General features: G+C 55.8%; 18 protein-coding genes and 5 tRNA genes. 21 read left to right on the forward strand and 2 right to left on the reverse strand.

The window, feature by feature from the left end; translation table 11 throughout:
- Positions 1–90 precede the first annotated feature (90 nt).
- Together AFK63_RS02890 and AFK63_RS02895 are read left to right on the forward strand one after the other, a co-directional pair.
- Complete coding sequence (locus tag AFK63_RS02890) at positions 91–492, forward strand: BPSL0067 family protein (protein ID WP_038868215.1); 402 nt, start codon at positions 91–93, stop codon at positions 490–492.
- On the forward strand, positions 479–844 hold the full coding sequence (locus tag AFK63_RS02895; protein ID WP_038868216.1) for an STY0301 family protein: 366 nt from the start codon (positions 479–481) through the stop codon (positions 842–844). Before AFK63_RS02890 ends, AFK63_RS02895 begins: the two co-directional genes overlap by 14 nt.
- Before the next feature lie 103 nt (positions 845–947).
- Here AFK63_RS02895 and AFK63_RS02900 read toward each other — a convergent pair whose 3' ends face one another.
- Positions 948–1,652, reverse strand: a complete 705-nt coding sequence (locus AFK63_RS02900; protein WP_038868218.1) for a GNAT family N-acetyltransferase — start codon at positions 1,650–1,652, stop codon at positions 948–950.
- 207 nt (positions 1,653–1,859) lie between these two features.
- Between AFK63_RS02900 and tcp the strand changes: the two genes are divergently transcribed.
- Positions 1,860–3,527: a methyl-accepting chemotaxis citrate transducer gene (tcp, locus tag AFK63_RS02905; RefSeq protein WP_038868374.1), complete on the forward strand. Its 1,668-nt coding sequence runs from the start codon at positions 1,860–1,862 to the stop codon at positions 3,525–3,527.
- Positions 3,528–3,594: 67 nt separating this feature from the next.
- On the opposite strand, the gene AFK63_RS02910 is transcribed toward tcp, so the two are convergent.
- Positions 3,595–3,807, reverse strand: coding sequence for a KTSC domain-containing protein (locus tag AFK63_RS02910; protein ID WP_038868220.1), 213 nt, complete (start codon positions 3,805–3,807; stop codon positions 3,595–3,597).
- A gap of 173 nt (positions 3,808–3,980) precedes the next feature.
- On the opposite strand from AFK63_RS02910, the gene AFK63_RS02915 reads away from it, so the two are divergent.
- From AFK63_RS02915 to luxS, 18 genes are all read left to right on the forward strand, one after another.
- A complete protein-coding gene (locus tag AFK63_RS02915; protein ID WP_038868222.1) occupies positions 3,981–4,748 on the forward strand; it encodes a basic amino acid ABC transporter substrate-binding protein in 768 nt (255 codons plus the stop codon).
- Between the two features lie 69 nt (positions 4,749–4,817).
- The gene (locus tag AFK63_RS02920) at positions 4,818–5,582 is read left to right on the forward strand and encodes an amino acid ABC transporter permease (protein WP_038868223.1); all 765 of its coding nucleotides are present in this window, start codon (positions 4,818–4,820) and stop codon (positions 5,580–5,582) included.
- The gene (locus tag AFK63_RS02925; RefSeq protein ID WP_038868224.1) at positions 5,569–6,291 is read left to right on the forward strand and encodes an amino acid ABC transporter ATP-binding protein; all 723 of its coding nucleotides are present in this window, start codon (positions 5,569–5,571) and stop codon (positions 6,289–6,291) included. The genes AFK63_RS02920 and AFK63_RS02925 overlap by 14 nt, the downstream gene beginning before the upstream one ends.
- A 115-nt stretch (positions 6,292–6,406) precedes the next feature.
- Positions 6,407–7,489 (forward strand): lytic murein transglycosylase B, encoded by a 1,083-nt coding sequence (gene mltB, locus AFK63_RS02930; RefSeq protein WP_038868225.1) that lies wholly within the window; start codon positions 6,407–6,409, stop codon positions 7,487–7,489.
- Between the two features lie 140 nt (positions 7,490–7,629).
- Positions 7,630–8,127, forward strand: coding sequence for a nicotinamide-nucleotide amidase (pncC, locus tag AFK63_RS02935; RefSeq protein WP_038868226.1), 498 nt, complete (start codon positions 7,630–7,632; stop codon positions 8,125–8,127).
- Between the two features lie 88 nt (positions 8,128–8,215).
- The gene (gene recA / locus AFK63_RS02940) at positions 8,216–9,280 is read left to right on the forward strand and encodes a recombinase RecA (protein WP_007730397.1); all 1,065 of its coding nucleotides are present in this window, start codon (positions 8,216–8,218) and stop codon (positions 9,278–9,280) included.
- A 57-nt stretch (positions 9,281–9,337) separates the two neighbouring features.
- A complete protein-coding gene (recX, locus tag AFK63_RS02945) occupies positions 9,338–9,835 on the forward strand; it encodes a recombination regulator RecX (protein WP_038868376.1) in 498 nt (165 codons plus the stop codon).
- 135 nt (positions 9,836–9,970) lie between these two features.
- On the forward strand, positions 9,971–12,598 hold the full coding sequence (alaS, locus tag AFK63_RS02950) for an alanine--tRNA ligase (RefSeq protein ID WP_038868228.1): 2,628 nt from the start codon (positions 9,971–9,973) through the stop codon (positions 12,596–12,598).
- Positions 12,599–12,842: 244 nt separating this feature from the next.
- Positions 12,843–13,028, forward strand: a complete 186-nt coding sequence (gene csrA, locus AFK63_RS02955; protein WP_000906486.1) for a carbon storage regulator CsrA — start codon at positions 12,843–12,845, stop codon at positions 13,026–13,028.
- Positions 13,029–13,346: 318 nt separating this feature from the next.
- A tRNA-Ser gene (locus AFK63_RS02960) sits at positions 13,347–13,439 on the forward strand.
- A 4-nt stretch (positions 13,440–13,443) separates the two neighbouring features.
- Positions 13,444–13,520: transfer RNA gene (locus AFK63_RS02965), tRNA-Arg, on the forward strand.
- Between the two features lie 63 nt (positions 13,521–13,583).
- A tRNA-Arg gene (locus tag AFK63_RS02970) sits at positions 13,584–13,660 on the forward strand.
- 195 nt (positions 13,661–13,855) lie between these two features.
- Positions 13,856–13,932 (forward strand) — tRNA-Arg (locus AFK63_RS02975).
- A 194-nt stretch (positions 13,933–14,126) separates the two neighbouring features.
- Positions 14,127–14,203 (forward strand) — tRNA-Arg (locus tag AFK63_RS02980).
- Positions 14,204–14,509: 306 nt separating this feature from the next.
- A complete protein-coding gene (yqaB, locus tag AFK63_RS02985; protein WP_038868230.1) occupies positions 14,510–15,076 on the forward strand; it encodes a fructose-1-phosphate/6-phosphogluconate phosphatase in 567 nt (188 codons plus the stop codon).
- Entirely contained in the window at positions 15,073–15,501 is a 429-nt protein-coding gene (locus tag AFK63_RS02990; protein ID WP_053531554.1) for a YqaA family protein, read from the forward strand. The genes yqaB and AFK63_RS02990 overlap by 4 nt, the downstream gene beginning before the upstream one ends.
- A 92-nt stretch (positions 15,502–15,593) precedes the next feature.
- Complete coding sequence (gene gshA, locus AFK63_RS02995) at positions 15,594–17,150, forward strand: glutamate--cysteine ligase (protein ID WP_038868234.1); 1,557 nt, start codon at positions 15,594–15,596, stop codon at positions 17,148–17,150.
- 153 nt (positions 17,151–17,303) lie between these two features.
- On the forward strand, positions 17,304–17,819 hold the full coding sequence (gene luxS / locus AFK63_RS03000; RefSeq protein ID WP_038868238.1) for an S-ribosylhomocysteine lyase: 516 nt from the start codon (positions 17,304–17,306) through the stop codon (positions 17,817–17,819).
- Positions 17,820–18,049: the final 230 nt, after the last annotated feature.

Below are 18,049 nucleotides of genomic sequence, written 5' to 3' on the forward strand. Positions count from 1 at the left end.
TTAATTTAAGCGCAGCGCTAATCCTCCGTTTGCATAACTTTACATTAGCGGCAGAATGGCCCACTTAACTTTGTGGATGGATGTTAATTCATGGCATATATCGCAAGTACGCCGTCAGCGTACGTCGGTAAGTCTGTAGGTAGTGGTCAGTGTGTGGCATTCACGCAAAAAGCGGCGAATATGCCGCGTACCGTTGCATGGAAACGGGGCGCGTTAGTAAAAGGCAATACGGAGATCGCGCCCGGTACGGCGATTGCGACCTTTGATGCGGATGGTCGCTATGGCAACCATACTGATGGACGTTCCCACGCGGCGATTTATCTCGGCCAGGATGCCTCCGGAATACAGGTGCTGGACCAGTGGATGACGCACAAAACATTGCCTACGGGTGAACGTGTCGCGACACCGCACACGGTCAGCAAACGCACCATCCGTTTTCACAAAGCGCCCCGCGCGGAAAACAACGGAGATAACTACTATGTTGTGGAGTAAGACGCTGTTGCTGAGCGCAGGGCTGTTTTTATCCGTGAGTGGCGTTCAGGCAACGTCAACGATGTGTCCGCCATACCCGACGGCGCAGGATAAAACCCATGCCTTAAATGATGCCAGCCTGTTCGTCGGGCCGCCGAAAGAGTTAGTGGATCTGATGCCGGACAACGACCGGGAGACGGTATGGACATTGCCTGATTATCAGGATGAGGCCAGGGAGCATAAAACCTCGCTCTATTTTATATGCCGCTATAAGAACACGAAGCAGACCGTTGAACTGATTGTTCCGCCAACCGCCAAAAAATGCTCTGTGGCTTATGACAAGCACAGCAAGGTGATTGCGGCCTGCGAATAACGCTGATTTACAGGCAGTGTTATCAGTCAATAAAAATAACACTGCCGTTTTACCTATAGCAGCAACGCAGGCGCATGAGGATTTACTGTCTCATCGGTTGACGTTATTTATCCTTAAACTCCTCCAGATGTTTAATTTGCCGCCCGCGGTCATTGAAGTTTTCCGGGCGCAGCCAGGCGCGCAGCGCTTTGGCGTGATGCGGCCATTCGGCTTCGACAATCGAATACCAGTTCACATTACTGTTGCGCCCTTTACGCACCTGACATTCCCGGAACGTGCCTTCATAAATAAAACCGAGACGCTGTGCCGCCTGAATCGAGGGCGTATTTAATTCGTCGGTTTTCCATTCGCAGCGCCGGTATTTTAATTCATCGAAAAGATGCGTCAGTAATAAATAAATGGCCTCGGTGCCGTAATTGGTTCTTTTCATGGACGGAGACCAGATAACATTACCGATCTCAATGACGCCATGCGTTTTATCCACATTCATCAGACACAGCGTGCCGGTTGGCTGGCCGCTGATATTCTCCAGCACCGTGAAATACCAGGCATCGGTCGCGGATTCCTGACGGCGTAAATAGTCTTCGCACGCTTTTAGCGTCGGCGGGCGATCGTCCGTCAGGTACGTCCAGTCGCGCGTATCGTCAATGCTGTGCCAGGCGTGAAACAGCGCCAGCGCGTGCCGCACGCTGGCAGGCTCAAGATGGCAGAAATGCCCGGCGAAGATTTTCTTGTGCGGCAGTTCGCGCGGTTTCCAGTCCGCGACAGGCTGGCCGACATACTGACCGAAACTGTTCAGCTCTTTCATATTTCCTCCTTTGAACCCGGCAGGGGACATTCAGGAGCGTAACGCGTGGTAAAAGGTTACCTTTACTATCGGCCAAAGCGCGGCAACTTTACTCTTTTAATTTTAAATCATGGTGCCGCTCGCATATTTCAGTGGAGTGGATAAAGTTTGCGCATTCCATTCCGATAACAGTTTCACAATAGCGCTTCGTTCACGGGATGGTTAATGATGATTAAAAATATAAAAGTGGTTAGCGGGATTATTATTATTCTGCTGACCTTTACGCTGCTGCAAATGGTCACCGGAAGCCTTTTTTATTCGGCGGTCAATAATGACCGTAATAATTTCCAGAATGCGAATTTACTTAACTATCAGCAGGAACAACTTGGCGACAGTTTTCAGACGCTGGTAAAAACGCGCGTTACCGTAAACCGCGTGGCGATCCGCTTTCTGAAAAACCAGCGCGATCCGGCGTCTCTTGCCGCCATCAATAAATTGCTGGCGACGGCTTCCACCTCACTTGGCAAAGCGGAAAAGCATTTTGCGCTCTATAAAGCCTCGCCGCGCCTGGCAGGACAGGATGACGCGACGGCGAACCAGATAGCGGAAAAATATCAGGCGCTGCATGACATTCTTCAGGCGTCCATCGGCTATCTCGGCGCGAATAATTACGAGGCTTACGGCAATCTTGATGCCCAGAAAGCGCAGGACGAGATGGAAGAGGTCTATACCACGTGGCGCGCGCAGAACACCACGCTGCTGCAGGCCGCGGCCCAGGAAAACCAGCAGAGTTATACCGGAATGCTCTGGACGCTCGGCGTTATCGCGCTCATTGTGGTGCTGGCGATCGCTGCCATCTGGCAGGGCTTACGCCATCTGCTGCTGGGGCCATTGCATGATGCGATGCAGCACATCCGCGCCATCGCAGGCGGCGATTTAACGCGCCCGATCGTGGCGGAAGGACGCAACGAAATGGGCCAGCTTGCCGCATCGCTTCAGGAGATGCAGCACGCGTTAGCCGGCACCGTGACGGCTGTGCGCGACAGCTCGGAATCGATCTATACCGGTGCGGGCGAAATCTCCGCAGGCAGTAACGATCTCTCCGCGCGCACCGAACAGCAGGCCGCGTCGCTGGAAGAAACTGCCGCCAGCATGGAGCAGCTGACCGCAACCGTGAAACAGAACAGCGATAACGCGCGTCAGGCGTCGCAGCTTGCGAAAAACGCGTCGGAAACGGCCGATAAAGGTGGCCGCGTGGTGGAGAATGTGGTGCAGACCATGAAATCCATCGCCGAAAGCTCGCAGCAGATTGCGCATATTACGAGCGTTATCGACAGTATCGCCTTCCAGACTAATATTCTCGCGCTGAACGCCGCCGTGGAAGCGGCGCGCGCCGGTGAACAGGGACGCGGCTTCGCGGTGGTCGCAGGCGAAGTCCGCACGCTCGCCAGCCGCAGCGCCAACGCGGCGAAAGAGATCAAAGCGCTTATCGAAAACTCCGTTAACCGCGTCGATACTGGCTCCGGACAGGTGCAGGAAGCGGGCGATACGATGAAAGAGATTGTTCAGGCGGTAACGCGGGTGACCGATATCATGGGCGAAATCGCCTCGGCGTCGGATGAACAGAGCCGCGGCATTGAGCAGGTGAGTCTTGCGGTGTCGCAGATGGACAGCGTTACGCAGCAGAACGCCGCGCTGGTGCAGGAATCAGCCGCGGCGGCGGCGGCGCTTGAAGATCAGGCGGAGCAGTTGCGTCAGGCGGTGGCGGCCTTTAAGGTCTCGCGCGGCCTGGTCAGCGCGCCGAAGACGAGTGGCGCCGCGCCGCTTGCCCGCGTTGAGACAGCCAAACCCGCGCTTGCCGCGCCTGCGGGCGGCGATAACTGGGAAACCTTCTGATTAACGGCCTTTTACGGCAATAAAAAAGCGTGGCTCGCCACGCTTTTTTTATGCCTTTATTTTCACATCAACTGATCGAGACTTTAAAAAAGCTGCTCTTGATGTTGCTGTTAAACCAGCTCTCTTTCTCGTTGCTCATCAGAAAGGTTTGCCAGGTTTTCGCCGGCACGCCGAGAAACTGCTCTACGCGTCCATTGGCGTACTCAATTTCCATAATTGAACAGGTCGGATCGTAACCCGCGCTTTTAAACGTTCTCGACTGCACAGGATGTCTTTTCATTTCAGCCCCTTGCTTTGAAAGCCATTGAGCCGTTATCGGCGGCTCCACCGCTGCGCTTGACTACCAGAACTGGCAGGGCAAGGCGGTATGCTGAGAATATATTCTTGTTGCGCACCCTGACTAATCTATGTATTTTTATTCATATTGAGTGCATAAAAATGAGGGTTGCGAACATGATGAAATCTCTGCTTAAAGCCGGTGTATTAATGGCAGCCCTTGCGGGCAGCGCTTTCGCCGCGCAGGAGACCTATGTGGTCGGCGCGGGCGGCACCTATCGTCCTTTTGAATTTGAAAACAGCCAGAAGCAGCTGGAAGGCTTTGATATCGACATCATTAAGGCCATCGCCAAAGCGGAAAATTTTAACGTGAAGCTGGTGAATACGCCGTGGGAAGGGATTTTCGCCACACTCGGCTCTGGCGATCGCGACATCATTATTTCCGGCATTACCATCACCGATAAACGTAAACAGATGGTCGATTTCTCAAAACCGTATTTCCCGGCGGAGCAGTCCATCGTCGTGCCGGCGGATTCAAAAGTGACCTCGCTTGCCGCGCTGAAAGATGAAAAAGTCGGCGTGGTGAATTCGAGCACCGGCGATATCGTAGTGTCAGATACTCTTGGCAAGAACAACACGGCTATCAAGCGCTTCGACAACACGCCGCTGATGTTACAGGAACTGTTTGAAGATGGCGTCAGCGCCGCCGTGGGCGATGTGGGCGTCGTGAAATACTACATCAAACAGCACCCGGAAAAGCAGTTTAAGCTGGTGCCGGACGCGAAATTTGAACGCCAGTATTTCGGCATTGCGGTCGCCAAAGGCAATGACGAGCTGCGCGATAAAATCAACGCCGGGCTTGCGAAAATCGTTGCTGACGGTACGTATGCGAAAATCTACAAGGCCTGGTTTGACGATAACGTGCCGACGCTGCCTGCGCAGTAATCACGCCTTTCGGTTTGTTTTTTTAGCGGCTGACCCAGTGCGTCAGCCGCCTCTTTTTCGGAAATGGACATGGCAGGATTTCATTGGGAAATAATCCAGGAGTATGGCCCGCTCTTTATGCAGGGCGCCTGGATGACCATCAAATGCACCATTATCTGCGTGATACTCGGCACGCTGTGGGGCCTGACGCTCGGGCTGGGGCGAATGGCGCACGCCGAACACGGGCCGTGGAAATTTGTGCTGCGCTATCTGGTGCAGTTCCCGGTGCGCTTTTATGTAAGCGCGTTTCGCGGCACGCCGCTGTTCGTACAGATAATGGTGGTGCATTTCGCGCTGGTGCCGCTGTTTATCAACCCGCGTGACGGCTGGCTGGTGGAAAGCGGGCTGATGACCAGCGAGTTCGCCCGGATGCTGCGCTCCGACTACGGCGCGTTTCTCTCGTGCATCGTGGCTATCACGCTTAATGCCGGCGCGTATGTGTCTGAGATTTTCCGCGCGGGCATTCAGTCCATCGACCGCGGGCAGATGGAAGCCTCACGGGCGCTCGGCATGCCGTGGTGGAAAACCATGCGCAAAGTTATTCTGCCGCAGGCGTTTCGCCGCATTCTGCCGCCGCTTGGCAATAACGCCATCGCCATCGTTAAGGACTCGTCGCTCGCGTCCGCCATTGGGCTTGCGGATCTTGCCTACGCGGCGCGCACCGTTTCGGGGGCGTACGCGACTTACTGGGAGCCCTACCTGACCATCTCGCTGGTCTACTGGGTGATTACGTTCCTGCTATCGCAACTGGTGGCGCGGCTGGAAAAGAGGTTCGGCAAAAGTGATTCACGTTAATAATCTGCATAAGCATTTTGGGGCAAGCCACGTTCTGCGCGGCATCAGTTGCGACATAAAACCAGAGGAAGTGGTCTGTGTGATTGGGCCATCCGGCTCCGGGAAAAGCACGTTTTTGCGCTGCCTTAACGCGCTGGAGACGGCAGAGCAGGGCGAGATTATCGTCAACGGTTTCGCGGTGCATGACCGCAACGCCAACGTAAATCTGCTGCGCGCAGGCGTCGGCATGGTGTTCCAGCGCTTTAATCTCTTCCCGCATATGACGGTGCTGGAAAATCTCATTATGGCGCCCATGAGCCTGAAAGGGATGACGCGCGCGCAGGCGGTGACGCTCGCCGAAGAGCTGCTCGCCAAAGTGGGCCTTAGTGATAAGCGCGACGCGTGGCCCGCCAGCCTCTCTGGCGGCCAGCAGCAGCGCGTGGCCATCGCCCGCGCGCTGGCGATGAACCCGTCGGTCATGCTGTTTGACGAACCGACTTCGGCGCTGGATCCGGAGCTGGTTGGCGAAGTGCTGGCGGTGATGAAGAATCTCGCTGAAGAAGGCATGACGATGGTTATCGTCACGCATGAGATGGGTTTCGCTCGCGAAGTGGCCGATCGCGTGATTTTTATCGACGGCGGCGTTATCCAGGAAGAAGGCCCGCCCGCGCAGCTTTTTACCGCCCCGCAAAACCCGCGCACCGCGGCTTTTCTCAGCAAAGTGCTCTGATAGCGCGCGCAGGCGACGAGATTTCTCGCCTGCGCCTTTGCGTCGCGCTTCCTCGCCTGGCACAGGATGATCTACCATTACTGCCATTCGTTCTGAACAGCCATATGGATATCTCATGTTAAAGCGTCGCTATGTCGCCCTGTTGCCGCTGATGATGGCGCTCGCCGCCTGCAGCAGCAAGCCTAAGTCTCAACCCGCCGCCACCCAGACCGCAGGCGCAAGCCAGGGCGGTTTCCTGCTCCAGCCTCAGCACGACCGGCTGCTGCCAGCCGGGGATTTCGCCGGTAACCCGGCGGCGGAAAATTTCATCAATATGATGGTCAGCAAGCACGGGTTTAATCGCCAGCAGTTGCAGGAAGTCATCTCGCAGACGAAAAGGCTTGATTACGTGCTGCGCCTGATGGATCGCCAGGCGCCGACCACTCAGCCTGCGCCGGGACCGAACGGCGCCTGGCTGCGCTATCGCAATAAATTCATCACGCCGGATAACGTGCAAAACGGCGTGGCGTTCTGGAATCAGTATCAGGACGCGCTGAACCGTGCCTGGCAGGTCTACGGCGTACCGCCGGAGATTGTGGTCGGGATTATCGGCGTCGAGACCCGCTGGGGCCGCGTGATGGGTAAAACCCGTATCATCGACGCGCTGGCGACGCTCGCCTTTAACTATCCGCGCCGCGCCGACTACTTTGCCGCTGAGCTGGAGACGTTCCTGCTGATGTCGCGCGACGAAGGCGATGACCCGCTCGCGCTGAAAGGCTCTTTTGCCGGTGCGATGGGCTACGGTCAGTTTATGCCGTCCTCTTATAAAGAGTATGCCGTGGACTTTAATGGCGACGGGCATATCAACCTCTGGGACCCGGAAGACGCCATCGGCAGCGTCGCGCACTACTTCCAGCAGCACGGCTGGGTGAAGGGCGATCTGGTGGCCGTCCCGGCTAACGGCCAGGCGCCGCAGCTGGAGAACGGCTTTAAAACCAAATACAGCGTCGGCCAGCTGGCGGCGGCGGGCTTAACGCCGCAGCAGCCGCTTGGCAACCACACCGAGGCGAGCCTTCTGCGTCTCGATATCGGCAGCAGCTACCAGTACTGGTACGGACTGCCGAACTTCTATGCCATCACGCGCTATAACCACAGCACGCATTACGCGATGGCGGTCTGGCAACTCGGCCAGGCGGTCGCGCTCGCCAGGGTGCAGTAAGCCGTTTCCCCGCCTGTACGGGCGGGGAAATAAACCGTGCCGCAAACCTTGAATTCGCCTCGTAAAACCCGATGTAACTGCCTGCAACGCTTAAAAATCGCTGTGGGATGCCTGGGGTTACGTTTACAATCGGAGCCGTCATGACAGATAACGAATTAATGCAGTTAAGTCAGCAGCTTGGCGCTGCGCTGAAGGCGCAGGGCGCGACCGTGACGACGGCGGAGTCCTGCACCGGCGGGTGGGTGGCGAAAGTCATTACCGATATCGCCGGCAGTTCCGCCTGGTTTGAACGCGGCTTCGTGACCTACAGTAATGAGGCCAAAGAACAACTTATCGGCGTGGATGGCGCGACGCTTGCGGCGCATGGGGCGGTCAGCGAGCCGGTTGTGCGGCAAATGGCGCAGGGCGCGCTGAACGCGGCAGCGGCGTCTTACGCGGTTTCCGTCAGCGGTATCGCAGGGCCGGACGGCGGCAGCGCAGACAAGCCAGTCGGCACTGTCTGGTTTGGCTTCGCCGACAACCAGGGAAGGGTAGAGGCGCAACTGCAACGCTTTGATGGCAATCGGGATTCCGTGCGCCGCCAGGCGACCGCATTCGCACTGCAAACCCTGTGGCAACATTTTATACAAAAGACTTGATACTGTATGCTCATACAGTATAATTGCACCAACGAAACACATTCGCAGCGTGGCGCAATTGGGCTCACCCTGCATGACAGGAGTAAAAATGGCTATCGACGAAAACAAGCAGAAGGCGTTGGCGGCAGCACTCGGCCAGATTGAAAAGCAATTCGGCAAAGGCTCCATCATGCGTCTGGGTGAAGATCGCACCATGGATGTGGAAACGATCTCCACCGGCTCTCTCTCCCTGGATATCGCGCTGGGAGCGGGCGGTCTGCCGATGGGGCGTATCGTGGAAATCTACGGCCCGGAATCTTCAGGTAAAACCACGCTGACGCTGCAAGTTATTGCCGCGGCACAGCGCGCCGGTAAAACCTGTGCGTTTATCGACGCGGAGCACGCGCTTGATCCGGTTTACGCCCGTAAGCTTGGCGTAGATATCGATAACCTGCTCTGCTCTCAGCCGGATACCGGCGAGCAGGCGCTGGAAATCTGTGACGCGCTGGCGCGCTCCGGCGCGGTGGACGTGCTGGTTGTCGACTCCGTAGCGGCCCTGACGCCGAAAGCGGAGATCGAAGGTGAAATCGGTGACTCTCACATGGGCCTCGCGGCGCGTATGATGAGCCAGGCGATGCGTAAGCTGGCCGGTAACCTGAAAAACTCCAACACGCTGCTTATCTTCATCAACCAGATCCGTATGAAGATTGGCGTGATGTTTGGTAACCCGGAAACCACTACCGGTGGTAACGCGCTGAAATTCTACGCTTCCGTGCGTCTCGACATCCGCCGTATTGGCGCGGTGAAAGAGGGCGAAGAAGTGGTAGGTAGCGAAACCCGCGTGAAAGTGGTGAAAAACAAAGTCGCTGCGCCGTTTAAACAAGCGGAATTCCAGATCCTCTACGGTGAAGGCATCAACTTCTACGGCGAACTGGTTGACCTGGGCGTGAAGCACAAGCTGATTGAGAAAGCAGGCGCCTGGTACAGCTACAATGGCGAGAAGATCGGTCAGGGTAAAGCTAACGCGACCAACTTCCTCAAAGAGAACAAGCCGATGGCTGACGAAATTGAGAAGAAGCTGCGCGAAATGCTGCTTAACAACCAGGACTCTACGCCTGACTTCACCGTCGACGATAACGATGACGGCGTTGCAGAAAACAACGAAGAGTTTTAATCTCAAGGGCTGCTGATGCAGCCCTTACTTTTTCTGTTGTCCCAACTATTTACGCCTATGACTGACGCTACTCCCCGCCGTTCCGCCTGTTCCCGTCTCCTTGACCGCGCGATGCGTATTCTCGCCATGCGTGACCACAGCGAGCAGGAGTTGCGCCGCAAGCTTGGCGCCGTGCTACCGGGGAAAAATGAGGATGAGCAGGCGCAGGCGACGCCTGAAGATATCGAAAAAGTCATCGCCTGGTGCCATGAGCAGCGCTATCTTGATGACGAGCATTTTGCCGAGCGCTATATTGCGAGCCGGGGCCACAAAGGCTACGGCCCGCAGCGTATTCGTCAGGAGCTACAGCAAAAAGGCATTTCACGCCCGTCGTGCGATGCCGCCTTTGCCGCTTGCGAAGTTGACTGGGAAACCCAGGCCCGTGAACAGGCCGAGCGTAAATTCGGCGCGCCGCTGCCGCGCACCTTTCCGGAAAAAGCGAAAGTGCAGCGCTTTTTGCTGTATCGCGGCTATTACATGGAAGATATCCAGGCGATCTACCGAAATTTTGAGTGATGACCCCATGCGGGGTTTTACTTCCCTGTAAAGAAAACTTATCTTATTCCCACTTTTTTCCGTTAAGCCTTGTCTGGCGGCAGCTCGCTGCGCCACCCGGGCGATACATTTCGTTAGCTTGATTTCAGGATAATTATGAGCAAGAGCACCGCTGAGATCCGTCAGGCGTTTCTCGACTTTTTCCATAGCAAGGGACATCAGGTAGTCGCCAGTAGCTCTCTGGTCCCGAACAACGACCCGACTTTGCTGTTTACTAACGCCGGGATGAACCAGTTCAAGGACGTGTTCCTTGGTCTCGACAAGCGTAATTATTCCCGCGCGACAACTGCGCAGCGCTGCGTGCGCGCCGGCGGTAAACACAACGACCTGGAAAACGTCGGTTACACCGCCCGCCACCATACCTTCTTCGAAATGCTGGGCAACTTCAGCTTCGGTGACTACTTCAAGCACGACGCTATCCAGTATGCCTGGGAGCTTCTGACCGGCGCGCAGTGGTTTAACCTGCCGAAAGAGCGCCTGTGGGTGACCGTCTACGAGACCGATGACGAAGCTTACGAAATATGGGAAAAAGAGGTCGGCATCCCGCGCGAACGCATTATTCGTATCGGCGATAACAAAGGCGCGCCTTATGCGTCTGATAACTTCTGGCAGATGGGCGATACCGGCCCGTGCGGCCCGTGCACCGAAATTTTCTACGATCATGGCGACCACATCTGGGGCGGTCCTCCGGGTAGCCCGGAAGAAGACGGCGATCGCTATATTGAGATCTGGAATATCGTGTTTATGCAATTTAACCGTCAGGCTGACGGCACCATGGAACCGCTGCCGAAGCCGTCCGTGGACACTGGCATGGGCCTTGAGCGTATCGCTGCGGTGCTGCAACACGTTAACTCTAACTACGAAATCGATCTGTTCCAGAAACTGATCCATGCGGTCGCGAACGTGACCGGCGCGACCGATCTGAGCAACAAATCTCTGCGTGTTATCGCAGACCATATTCGCTCCTGCGCTTTCCTGATTGCCGATGGCGTGATCCCGTCTAATGAAAACCGCGGCTATGTGCTGCGTCGCATCATTCGTCGCGCTATCCGTCACGGCAATATGCTTGGCGCCAAAGACACCTTCTTCTACAAGCTGGTTGGGCCGCTGGTGGACGTAATGGGTTCTGCGGGCGATGAGCTGAAACGTCAGCAGGCGCAGGTTGAGCAGGTGCTGAAAACCGAAGAAGAGCAGTTCGCCCGCACGCTGGAGCGTGGCCTGGCGCTGCTTGATGAAGAGCTGGCGAAGCTTCAGGGCGATACGCTTGATGGCGAAACGGCTTTCCGTCTGTATGACACCTACGGCTTCCCGGTCGACCTGACCGCGGACGTCTGCCGCGAGCGCAATATCAAAGTTGACGAAGCGGGCTTTGAAGCGGCGATGGAAGAGCAGCGCCGTCGCGCACGCGAATCCAGCGGCTTCGGCGCGGATTACAACGCGATGATCCGCGTTGACGGTGCCTCTGAATTTAAAGGCTACGATCAGACCGAACTGACCGCGAAAGTCACCGCACTGTTTATCGACGGGAAATCCGTTGACCAGGTCACCGCGGGCCAGCAGGCGGTGGTGGTGCTGGACGAGACCCCGTTCTATGCGGAATCCGGCGGCCAGGTTGGCGATAAAGGCGAGCTTAAGGGCAACGGTTTCACGTTCGCCGTGAACGATACCCAGAAATATGGCCAGGCGATTGGACATATCGGCGAGCTCGCGAGCGGCGTGCTGAAAGTGGGCGAGGGCGTTAAAGCGGAAGTGGACCACGCGCGTCGCGACCGTATTCGTCTCAACCATTCGGCAACGCACCTGATGCATGCCGCGCTGCGCCAGGTGCTCGGCACCCACGTTGCGCAGAAAGGCTCGCTGGTGAACGACAAAGGCCTGCGTTTCGACTTCTCCCACTTCGAAGCGATGAAGCCGGAAGAGATCCGTAAAGTAGAAGATCTGGTGAATGCTCAGATCCGTCGCAACCTGCCGATTGAAACGAACGTGATGGACCTGGAAGCAGCCAAAGCGAAAGGCGCGATGGCGCTGTTCGGCGAGAAATATGAAGACCGCGTTCGCGTACTGAGCATGGGCGATTTCTCAACCGAACTATGCGGCGGTATCCACGCGTCGCGCACTGGCGATATCGGCCTGTTCCGCATCGTTTCTGAATCCGGCACGGCCGCAGGCGTGCGCCGTATCGAAGCGGTAACTGGCGAAGGCGCGCTGTCTCTGGTTCATGCCCAGAATGACCGCCTGAACGAACTCTCTCAGTTGCTGAAGAGCGACAGCCAGACGCTGAACGATAAAGTTCGCGCGATGGTTGAGCGTACCCGTCAGCTGGAAAAAGAACTGCAACAGCTGAAAGAACAGCAGGCGGCGCAGGAGAGCGCCAGTCTCAGCAGTAAAGCCGTTGAGATCAAAGGCGTTAAGCTGCTGGTAAGCGAGCTTACTGGCGTGGAGCCGAAAATGCTGCGCACTATGGTTGACGATCTGAAGAATCAGCTCGGCTCCGCAGTGATCGTGCTGGCTACCGTGGCGGAGGGCAAAGTCTCTCTGATCGCGGGTGTGTCAAAAGATGTGACGGACCGCGTCAAGGCGGGTGAGCTGGTGGGCATGATTGCTCAGCAGGTCGGCGGAAAAGGCGGCGGACGTCCGGATATGGCGCAAGCTGGCGGCACCGATGCCGCGGTGCTGCCCGCAGCGCTTGGCGGCGTTGAGAGCTGGGTAGCCGCTAAGCTTTAAAAAACGAAACGGTAGGAAAGACGCCATAACCCTTTGTTGTTATGGCGTCTTTATCTGTGCCGGAACTATAACGATAAAGTCGGGTTGATTTTTTCTGGATCGGCTAAACTTAGGTTTAACAGAATGTAATGCCGTGACTGCTTACACATCAGGTGTTTGTCATCGCTTACTTTTTGGCGTTATATGATGGATAATGCCGGGATACAGAGAGACCCGACTCTTTTAATCTTTCAAGGAGCAAAGAATGCTGATTCTGACTCGTCGAGTTGGTGAAACCCTCATGATTGGGGATGAGGTGACCGTGACAGTTCTTGGGGTAAAAGGCAACCAGGTACGTATTGGCGTGAACGCCCCCAAAGAGGTATCTGTACACCGTGAAGAGATCTACCAGCGTATCCAGGCTGAAAAATCGCAACAGTCCAGTTACTGAGTTGTCGCGTCTCGCTCACACAGGCGAGGCGCATCCCCCCTTTTCGTTTTCTTCCTTTCTCCTGTTTCTCTCGCTTTTTCTGGTTTTCCCAACGCGCTCGCCCTCTTTTTTATTACGCTCTGTGCCTCGTCGTGTCTGTGTATTTACGTTGATAAAACAGTCTTTTTGTTGGTAAAGCAGGCGGATTGGGCGGTAAATGTGCAAACGATACAGAGTCGGGAAAAATTGTTTGACTTATAAGTCCCAGAAAGTAATATGTGCGCCACGCAGCGACGATGAGACGAAACAAGCTCTTCGAAGCACTCGTAAGAGGCGTGTGGTGAGGTGGCCGAGAGGCTGAAGGCGCTCCCCTGCTAAGGGAGTATGCGGTCAAAAGCTGCATCGGGGGTTCGAATCCCCCCCTCACCGCCATTTTGCATCCGTAGCTCAGCTGGATAGAGTACTCGGCTACGAACCGAGCGGTCGGAGGTTCGAATCCTCCCGGATGCACCATCTCTTACTTAGTATGGCTTTCGTAGCGATACTAATATCAGCAGTACAGCAGTAAATCCCGATGCATCCGTAGCTCAGCTGGATAGAGTACTCGGCTACGAACCGAGCGGTCGGAGGTTCGAATCCTCCCGGATGCACCATGTTACTCCACGTTGTCAGCAATGATGCCGTGACCTGGTGAGCGATACATATCGCGAAATCCAGGGAGGATAACGCTGCTTCAGCAGTGGCCCGTCAGGGTGAGGCGAAGCCGAATAATCCTCCCGGATGCACCATATTACTCCACGTTGTCAGCAATGATGCCGTGAATCCGCAGTACAGCAGTAAATCCCGATGCATCCGTAGCTCAGCTGGATAGAGTACTCGGCTACGAACCGAGCGGTCGGAGGTTCGAATCCTCCCGGATGCACCATATTACTCCACGCTATCTGTAATGATGCCGTGACATGGTGAGCGATACTTATCGCGAAATCCAGAGAGGATAACGCTGCTTCAGCAGCGGCCCGTCAGGGTGAGGCGAAGCCGAATAATCCTCCCGGATGCACCATATTATTCCACGCTATCAGCAATGATGCCGTGAATCCGCAGTACAGCAGTATCCCCGATGCATCCGTAGCTCAGCTGGATAGAGTACTCGGCTACGAACCGAGCGGTCGGAGGTTCGAATCCTCCCGGATGCACCATATTACTCCACGCTATCTGTAATGATGCCGTGACCTGGTGAGCGATACATATCGCGAAATCCAGGGAGGATAACGCTGCTTCAGCAGCGGCCCGTCAGGGTGAGGCGAAGCCGAATAATCCTCCCGCATGCGTCTCCCCCTTCTCTTGTTAAAGCCTTTATCTGGCATAACGCATTATCTGTTCCCGCAATCCAGTTCGCACGGTACTTTTCCTGCCTCAAACGCACCTGCCGTCACCCTTAACAGCGACAAAATTAATGGTTTAAGCTAAAGTAACAATCCTTGCGGTCAGGTAATGAGGGCATGATGTACGAGCGTTACGACGGGCTGATTTTTGACATGGACGGCACTATCCTCGATACCGAGCCCACGCACCGGCAAGCCTGGCGCGACGTTCTCGGTCGCTACGGCATGCAGTTTGATGAGCAGGCAATGGTCGCCCTGAATGGCTCGCCTACCTGGCGAATCGCTCAGGCCGTTATTGAGCTTAATCAGGCGAGCCTTGACCCTCATGCGCTGGCGCGCGAAAAAACCGCGGCGGTGCAGGCGATGCTGCTTGATACGGTGCGTCCGTTGCCGTTGATTGACGTCGTCAAAGCGTGGCACGGCCGTCGTCCGATGGCTGTTGGCACCGGCAGCGAAAGCGCGATGGCAGAGGCGCTACTGGCGCATCTCGGCCTGCGTCATTATTTCACCGCGGTGGTTGCCGCCGATCATGTACAGCATCACAAACCCGCTCCCGATACGTTTCTGCGTTGTGCGACGCTAATGGGCGTCGCGCCCGAAAAATGCGTGGTGTTTGAAGACGCGGATTTCGGGCTTGAAGCGGCGCGTCTGGCGGGAATGGACGCTGTGGATGTGCGTCTGCTGTGAGCGACGCGCTGTCACTCTTTTCGCTCTTCACCAGCAGTTTTTTAAGCGCCACGCTGCTGCCGGGCAGTTCCGAAGCGGTGCTGGTGGCGTTGCTGGTAAGCGCGAAAAGTACCCCCTGGCTGTTAGTATTAACCGCAACAATAGGTAATAGCCTTGGAGGGTTAACTAACGTTATTCTTGGGCGGCTGTTTCCACTGCGCGAGTCGTCGCGCTGGCAGGAGCGGGCGCAGGGCTGGCTGCAACGGTTCGGCGCGCCGGCGCTGCTGTTAAGCTGGCTGCCTCTGGTCGGCGATCTGTTGTGCCTGCTGGCGGGGTGGTTGCGGCTGCCCTGGGGGCGGGTGATTTTTTTTCTGTGCCTTGGCAAGGCGCTGCGCTATATCGTTATCGCGGCGGCGACTTTACAGGGTATGACGTGGTGGCACTAATTGGATTGTTTGAGCGACCTTTCATCGTCAACCTTTACCATTACAATTATGCTTAATAAAAATATTTTCGACACGACAGGCGGGAGGTCAATTTGATCCCGGACGTATCACAGGCGCTGGCTTGGTTAACCGAGCATCCTGAGGCATTAAAAGGCATTCGCCGTGGGCTGGAGCGCGAAACGCTGCGCGTCACGCCGGAAGGCGAGCTGGCGACCACGGGGCATCCGGAAAGCCTGGGCGCCGCGTTAACCCATAAGTGGATCACGACGGACTTTGCCGAAGCCCTTCTGGAATTTATCACGCCGGTAGATGACGATATCGACCACATGCTAACGGTTATGCGCGATATTCATCGCCATACCGCCAGAATGCTTGGCGACGAGCGCATGTGGCCGCTCAGTATGCCTTGCTATATTAAAGAAGGGCAGGATATCGAGCTTGCGCAGTACGGCACCTCGAATATCGGTCGCTTCAAAACACTGTATCGCTCGGGGCTGAAAAACCGCTACGGCGCGCTGATGCAGACTATCTCCGGCGTTCACTACAACTTCTCGCTGCCGCTCGCGTTCTGGCAGGCGAAGTGTCAGGTGGAGGATGCCGGGAGCGGCAAAGAGGCTATCTCTGCGGGTTATTTCCGCCTGATTCGCAACTACTACCGTTTCGGCTGGGTTATTCCGTATCTGTTTGGCGCATCGCCGGCTATCTGTTCGTCCTTCCTGCAAGGCAAGCCGACTACGCTGCCGTTTGAGAAAACCGACTGCGGCATGTATTACCTGCCTTATGCCACCTCGCTGCGCTTAAGCGATCTCGGCTATACCAATAAATCGCAAAGCAATCTCGGGATTACGTTTAACGATCTGCACAGTTATGTGGCAGGATTGAAGCGCGCCATCAAAACCCCGTCGGAAGAATATGCGGCGCTGGGGCTGAAGAAAGAGGGCGAGTATCTGCAAATCAACACCAACATCCTGCAGATTGAAAACGAGCTCTACGCGCCAATCCGTCCGAAGCGCGTCACGCGCGACGGCGAATCGCCGTCCGATGCGCTGCTGCGCGGCGGTATCGAATACATCGAAGTGCGCTCGCTCGACATCAACCCGTTCTCGCCGATTGGCGTGGATGAAAATCAGGTGCGCTTCCTCGATCTCTTTATGGTCTGGTGTGCGCTGGCGGATGCGCCGGAGATGAGCAGCGATGAACTGCTGTGCACCCGCGCCAACTGGAACCGGGTTATCCTCGAAGGCCGCAAACCGGGACTGACCCTCGGTATCGGCTGTGAAACAGCGCAGTTCCCGCTTGAGAAAGTGGGCAAAGATCTGTTCCGCGATTTACGTCGCGTGGCGCAAACGCTCGACGGCATTAACGGCGGCCAGGAGTACCAGCAGGTCTGCGATCGTCTGGTGGCGTGCTTTGACGATCCGGAGCTTACGTACTCTGCGCGGATTCTGCGCTCAATGATTGAAAACGGGATCGGCGGAACCGGACGGGAACTTGCAGACCGCTACCGCACGATGCTGCGTGAAGAGCCGTTGCAGGCACTGCAGGAAGAGGATTTCCGTAAAGAGCAGGCGGCGTCACTGGCGCGTCAGCGTGAGATTGAAGCCGCGGACACCGAGCCGTTTGACGAATGGCTGGCGAAGCAGGCGTGACACAAAAGAAAAAGGCCACATCGCTGTGGCCGAATTGTCATCTCTGAACTCAGTGATGATGATAACAAATGCGCGTCTTTCATAGATTCAGACCCGGCCCGCGATCATTAGTTCAGTTTAATTTTAAAAAAATCACTTATCGGAGGTGATCAGATGCCATTGCTTGATAGCTTCACTGTCGACCATACCCGTATGGAAGCGCCTGCGGTGCGTGTGGCGAAAACCATGAACACGCCGCACGGCGACACCATCACTGTCTTCGACCTGCGCTTCTGTGCGCCGAACAAAGAAGTGATGCCGGAAAAAGGTATCCACACGCTGGAACATCTGTTTGCCGGTTTCATGCGCGATCACCTGAACGGCAACGGCGTGGAGATCATCGACATCTCCCCGATGGGCTGCCGCACCGGTTTCTACATGAGCCTTATCGGCCAGCCTGACGAACAGCGCGTCGCTGACGCCTGGAAAGCGGCGATGCAGGATGTGCTGAAGGTCAAAGCGCAGAACCAGATCCCTGAGCTGAACGTCTACCAGTGCGGCACTTACGAGATGCACTCGCTGGAAGAGGCGCAGGAAATTGCGCGTCATATTATCGAGCGTGGCGTGGGTGTGAACAGCAACGACGAACTGGCGCTGCCGAAAGAGAAATTACAGGAACTGCACCTGTAAAAGCTGCGTTAAATAACGAAAAAGGAGCCTGACAGGCTCCTTTTTTATTATATGATTACCGTTGCGGTTATATTTTTCTTCAGACCCGCGCTTTGTCGACTTAAAACAAATTAAACGGTCAGACGCAGAATAAACCCGCACCATAAAATATCGTTTCAATACTATTTATACCCTGAACGATTGACCCGGAACAGTGGCGGGCCGCGTCCTGTCTGTGTATATCGCCAGTG

It is taken from the genome of Cronobacter muytjensii ATCC 51329, from assembly GCF_001277195.1.
In the GTDB taxonomy this organism is placed as follows: Bacteria; Pseudomonadota; Gammaproteobacteria; order Enterobacterales; family Enterobacteriaceae; genus Cronobacter; species Cronobacter muytjensii.

Coding starts and splice junctions, on each gene's coding strand:
- AFK63_RS02890 (WP_038868215.1), top strand. CDS start 91: ATGGCATATATCGCAAGTACGCCGTCAGCGTACGTCGGTAAGTCTGTA.
- AFK63_RS02895 (WP_038868216.1), top strand. CDS start 479: ATGTTGTGGAGTAAGACGCTGTTGCTGAGCGCAGGGCTGTTTTTATCC.
- AFK63_RS02900 (WP_038868218.1), bottom strand. CDS start 1,652: ATGAAAGAGCTGAACAGTTTCGGTCAGTATGTCGGCCAGCCTGTCGCG.
- tcp (WP_038868374.1), top strand. CDS start 1,860: ATGATTAAAAATATAAAAGTGGTTAGCGGGATTATTATTATTCTGCTG.
- AFK63_RS02910 (WP_038868220.1), bottom strand. CDS start 3,807: ATGAAAAGACATCCTGTGCAGTCGAGAACGTTTAAAAGCGCGGGTTAC.
- AFK63_RS02915 (WP_038868222.1), top strand. CDS start 3,981: ATGATGAAATCTCTGCTTAAAGCCGGTGTATTAATGGCAGCCCTTGCG.
- AFK63_RS02920 (WP_038868223.1), top strand. CDS start 4,818: ATGGCAGGATTTCATTGGGAAATAATCCAGGAGTATGGCCCGCTCTTT.
- mltB (WP_038868225.1), top strand. CDS start 6,407: ATGTTAAAGCGTCGCTATGTCGCCCTGTTGCCGCTGATGATGGCGCTC.
- pncC (WP_038868226.1), top strand. CDS start 7,630: ATGACAGATAACGAATTAATGCAGTTAAGTCAGCAGCTTGGCGCTGCG.
- recA (WP_007730397.1), top strand. CDS start 8,216: ATGGCTATCGACGAAAACAAGCAGAAGGCGTTGGCGGCAGCACTCGGC.
- recX (WP_038868376.1), top strand. CDS start 9,338: ATGACTGACGCTACTCCCCGCCGTTCCGCCTGTTCCCGTCTCCTTGAC.
- alaS (WP_038868228.1), top strand. CDS start 9,971: ATGAGCAAGAGCACCGCTGAGATCCGTCAGGCGTTTCTCGACTTTTTC.
- csrA (WP_000906486.1), top strand. CDS start 12,843: ATGCTGATTCTGACTCGTCGAGTTGGTGAAACCCTCATGATTGGGGAT.
- yqaB (WP_038868230.1), top strand. CDS start 14,510: ATGTACGAGCGTTACGACGGGCTGATTTTTGACATGGACGGCACTATC.
- luxS (WP_038868238.1), top strand. CDS start 17,304: ATGCCATTGCTTGATAGCTTCACTGTCGACCATACCCGTATGGAAGCG.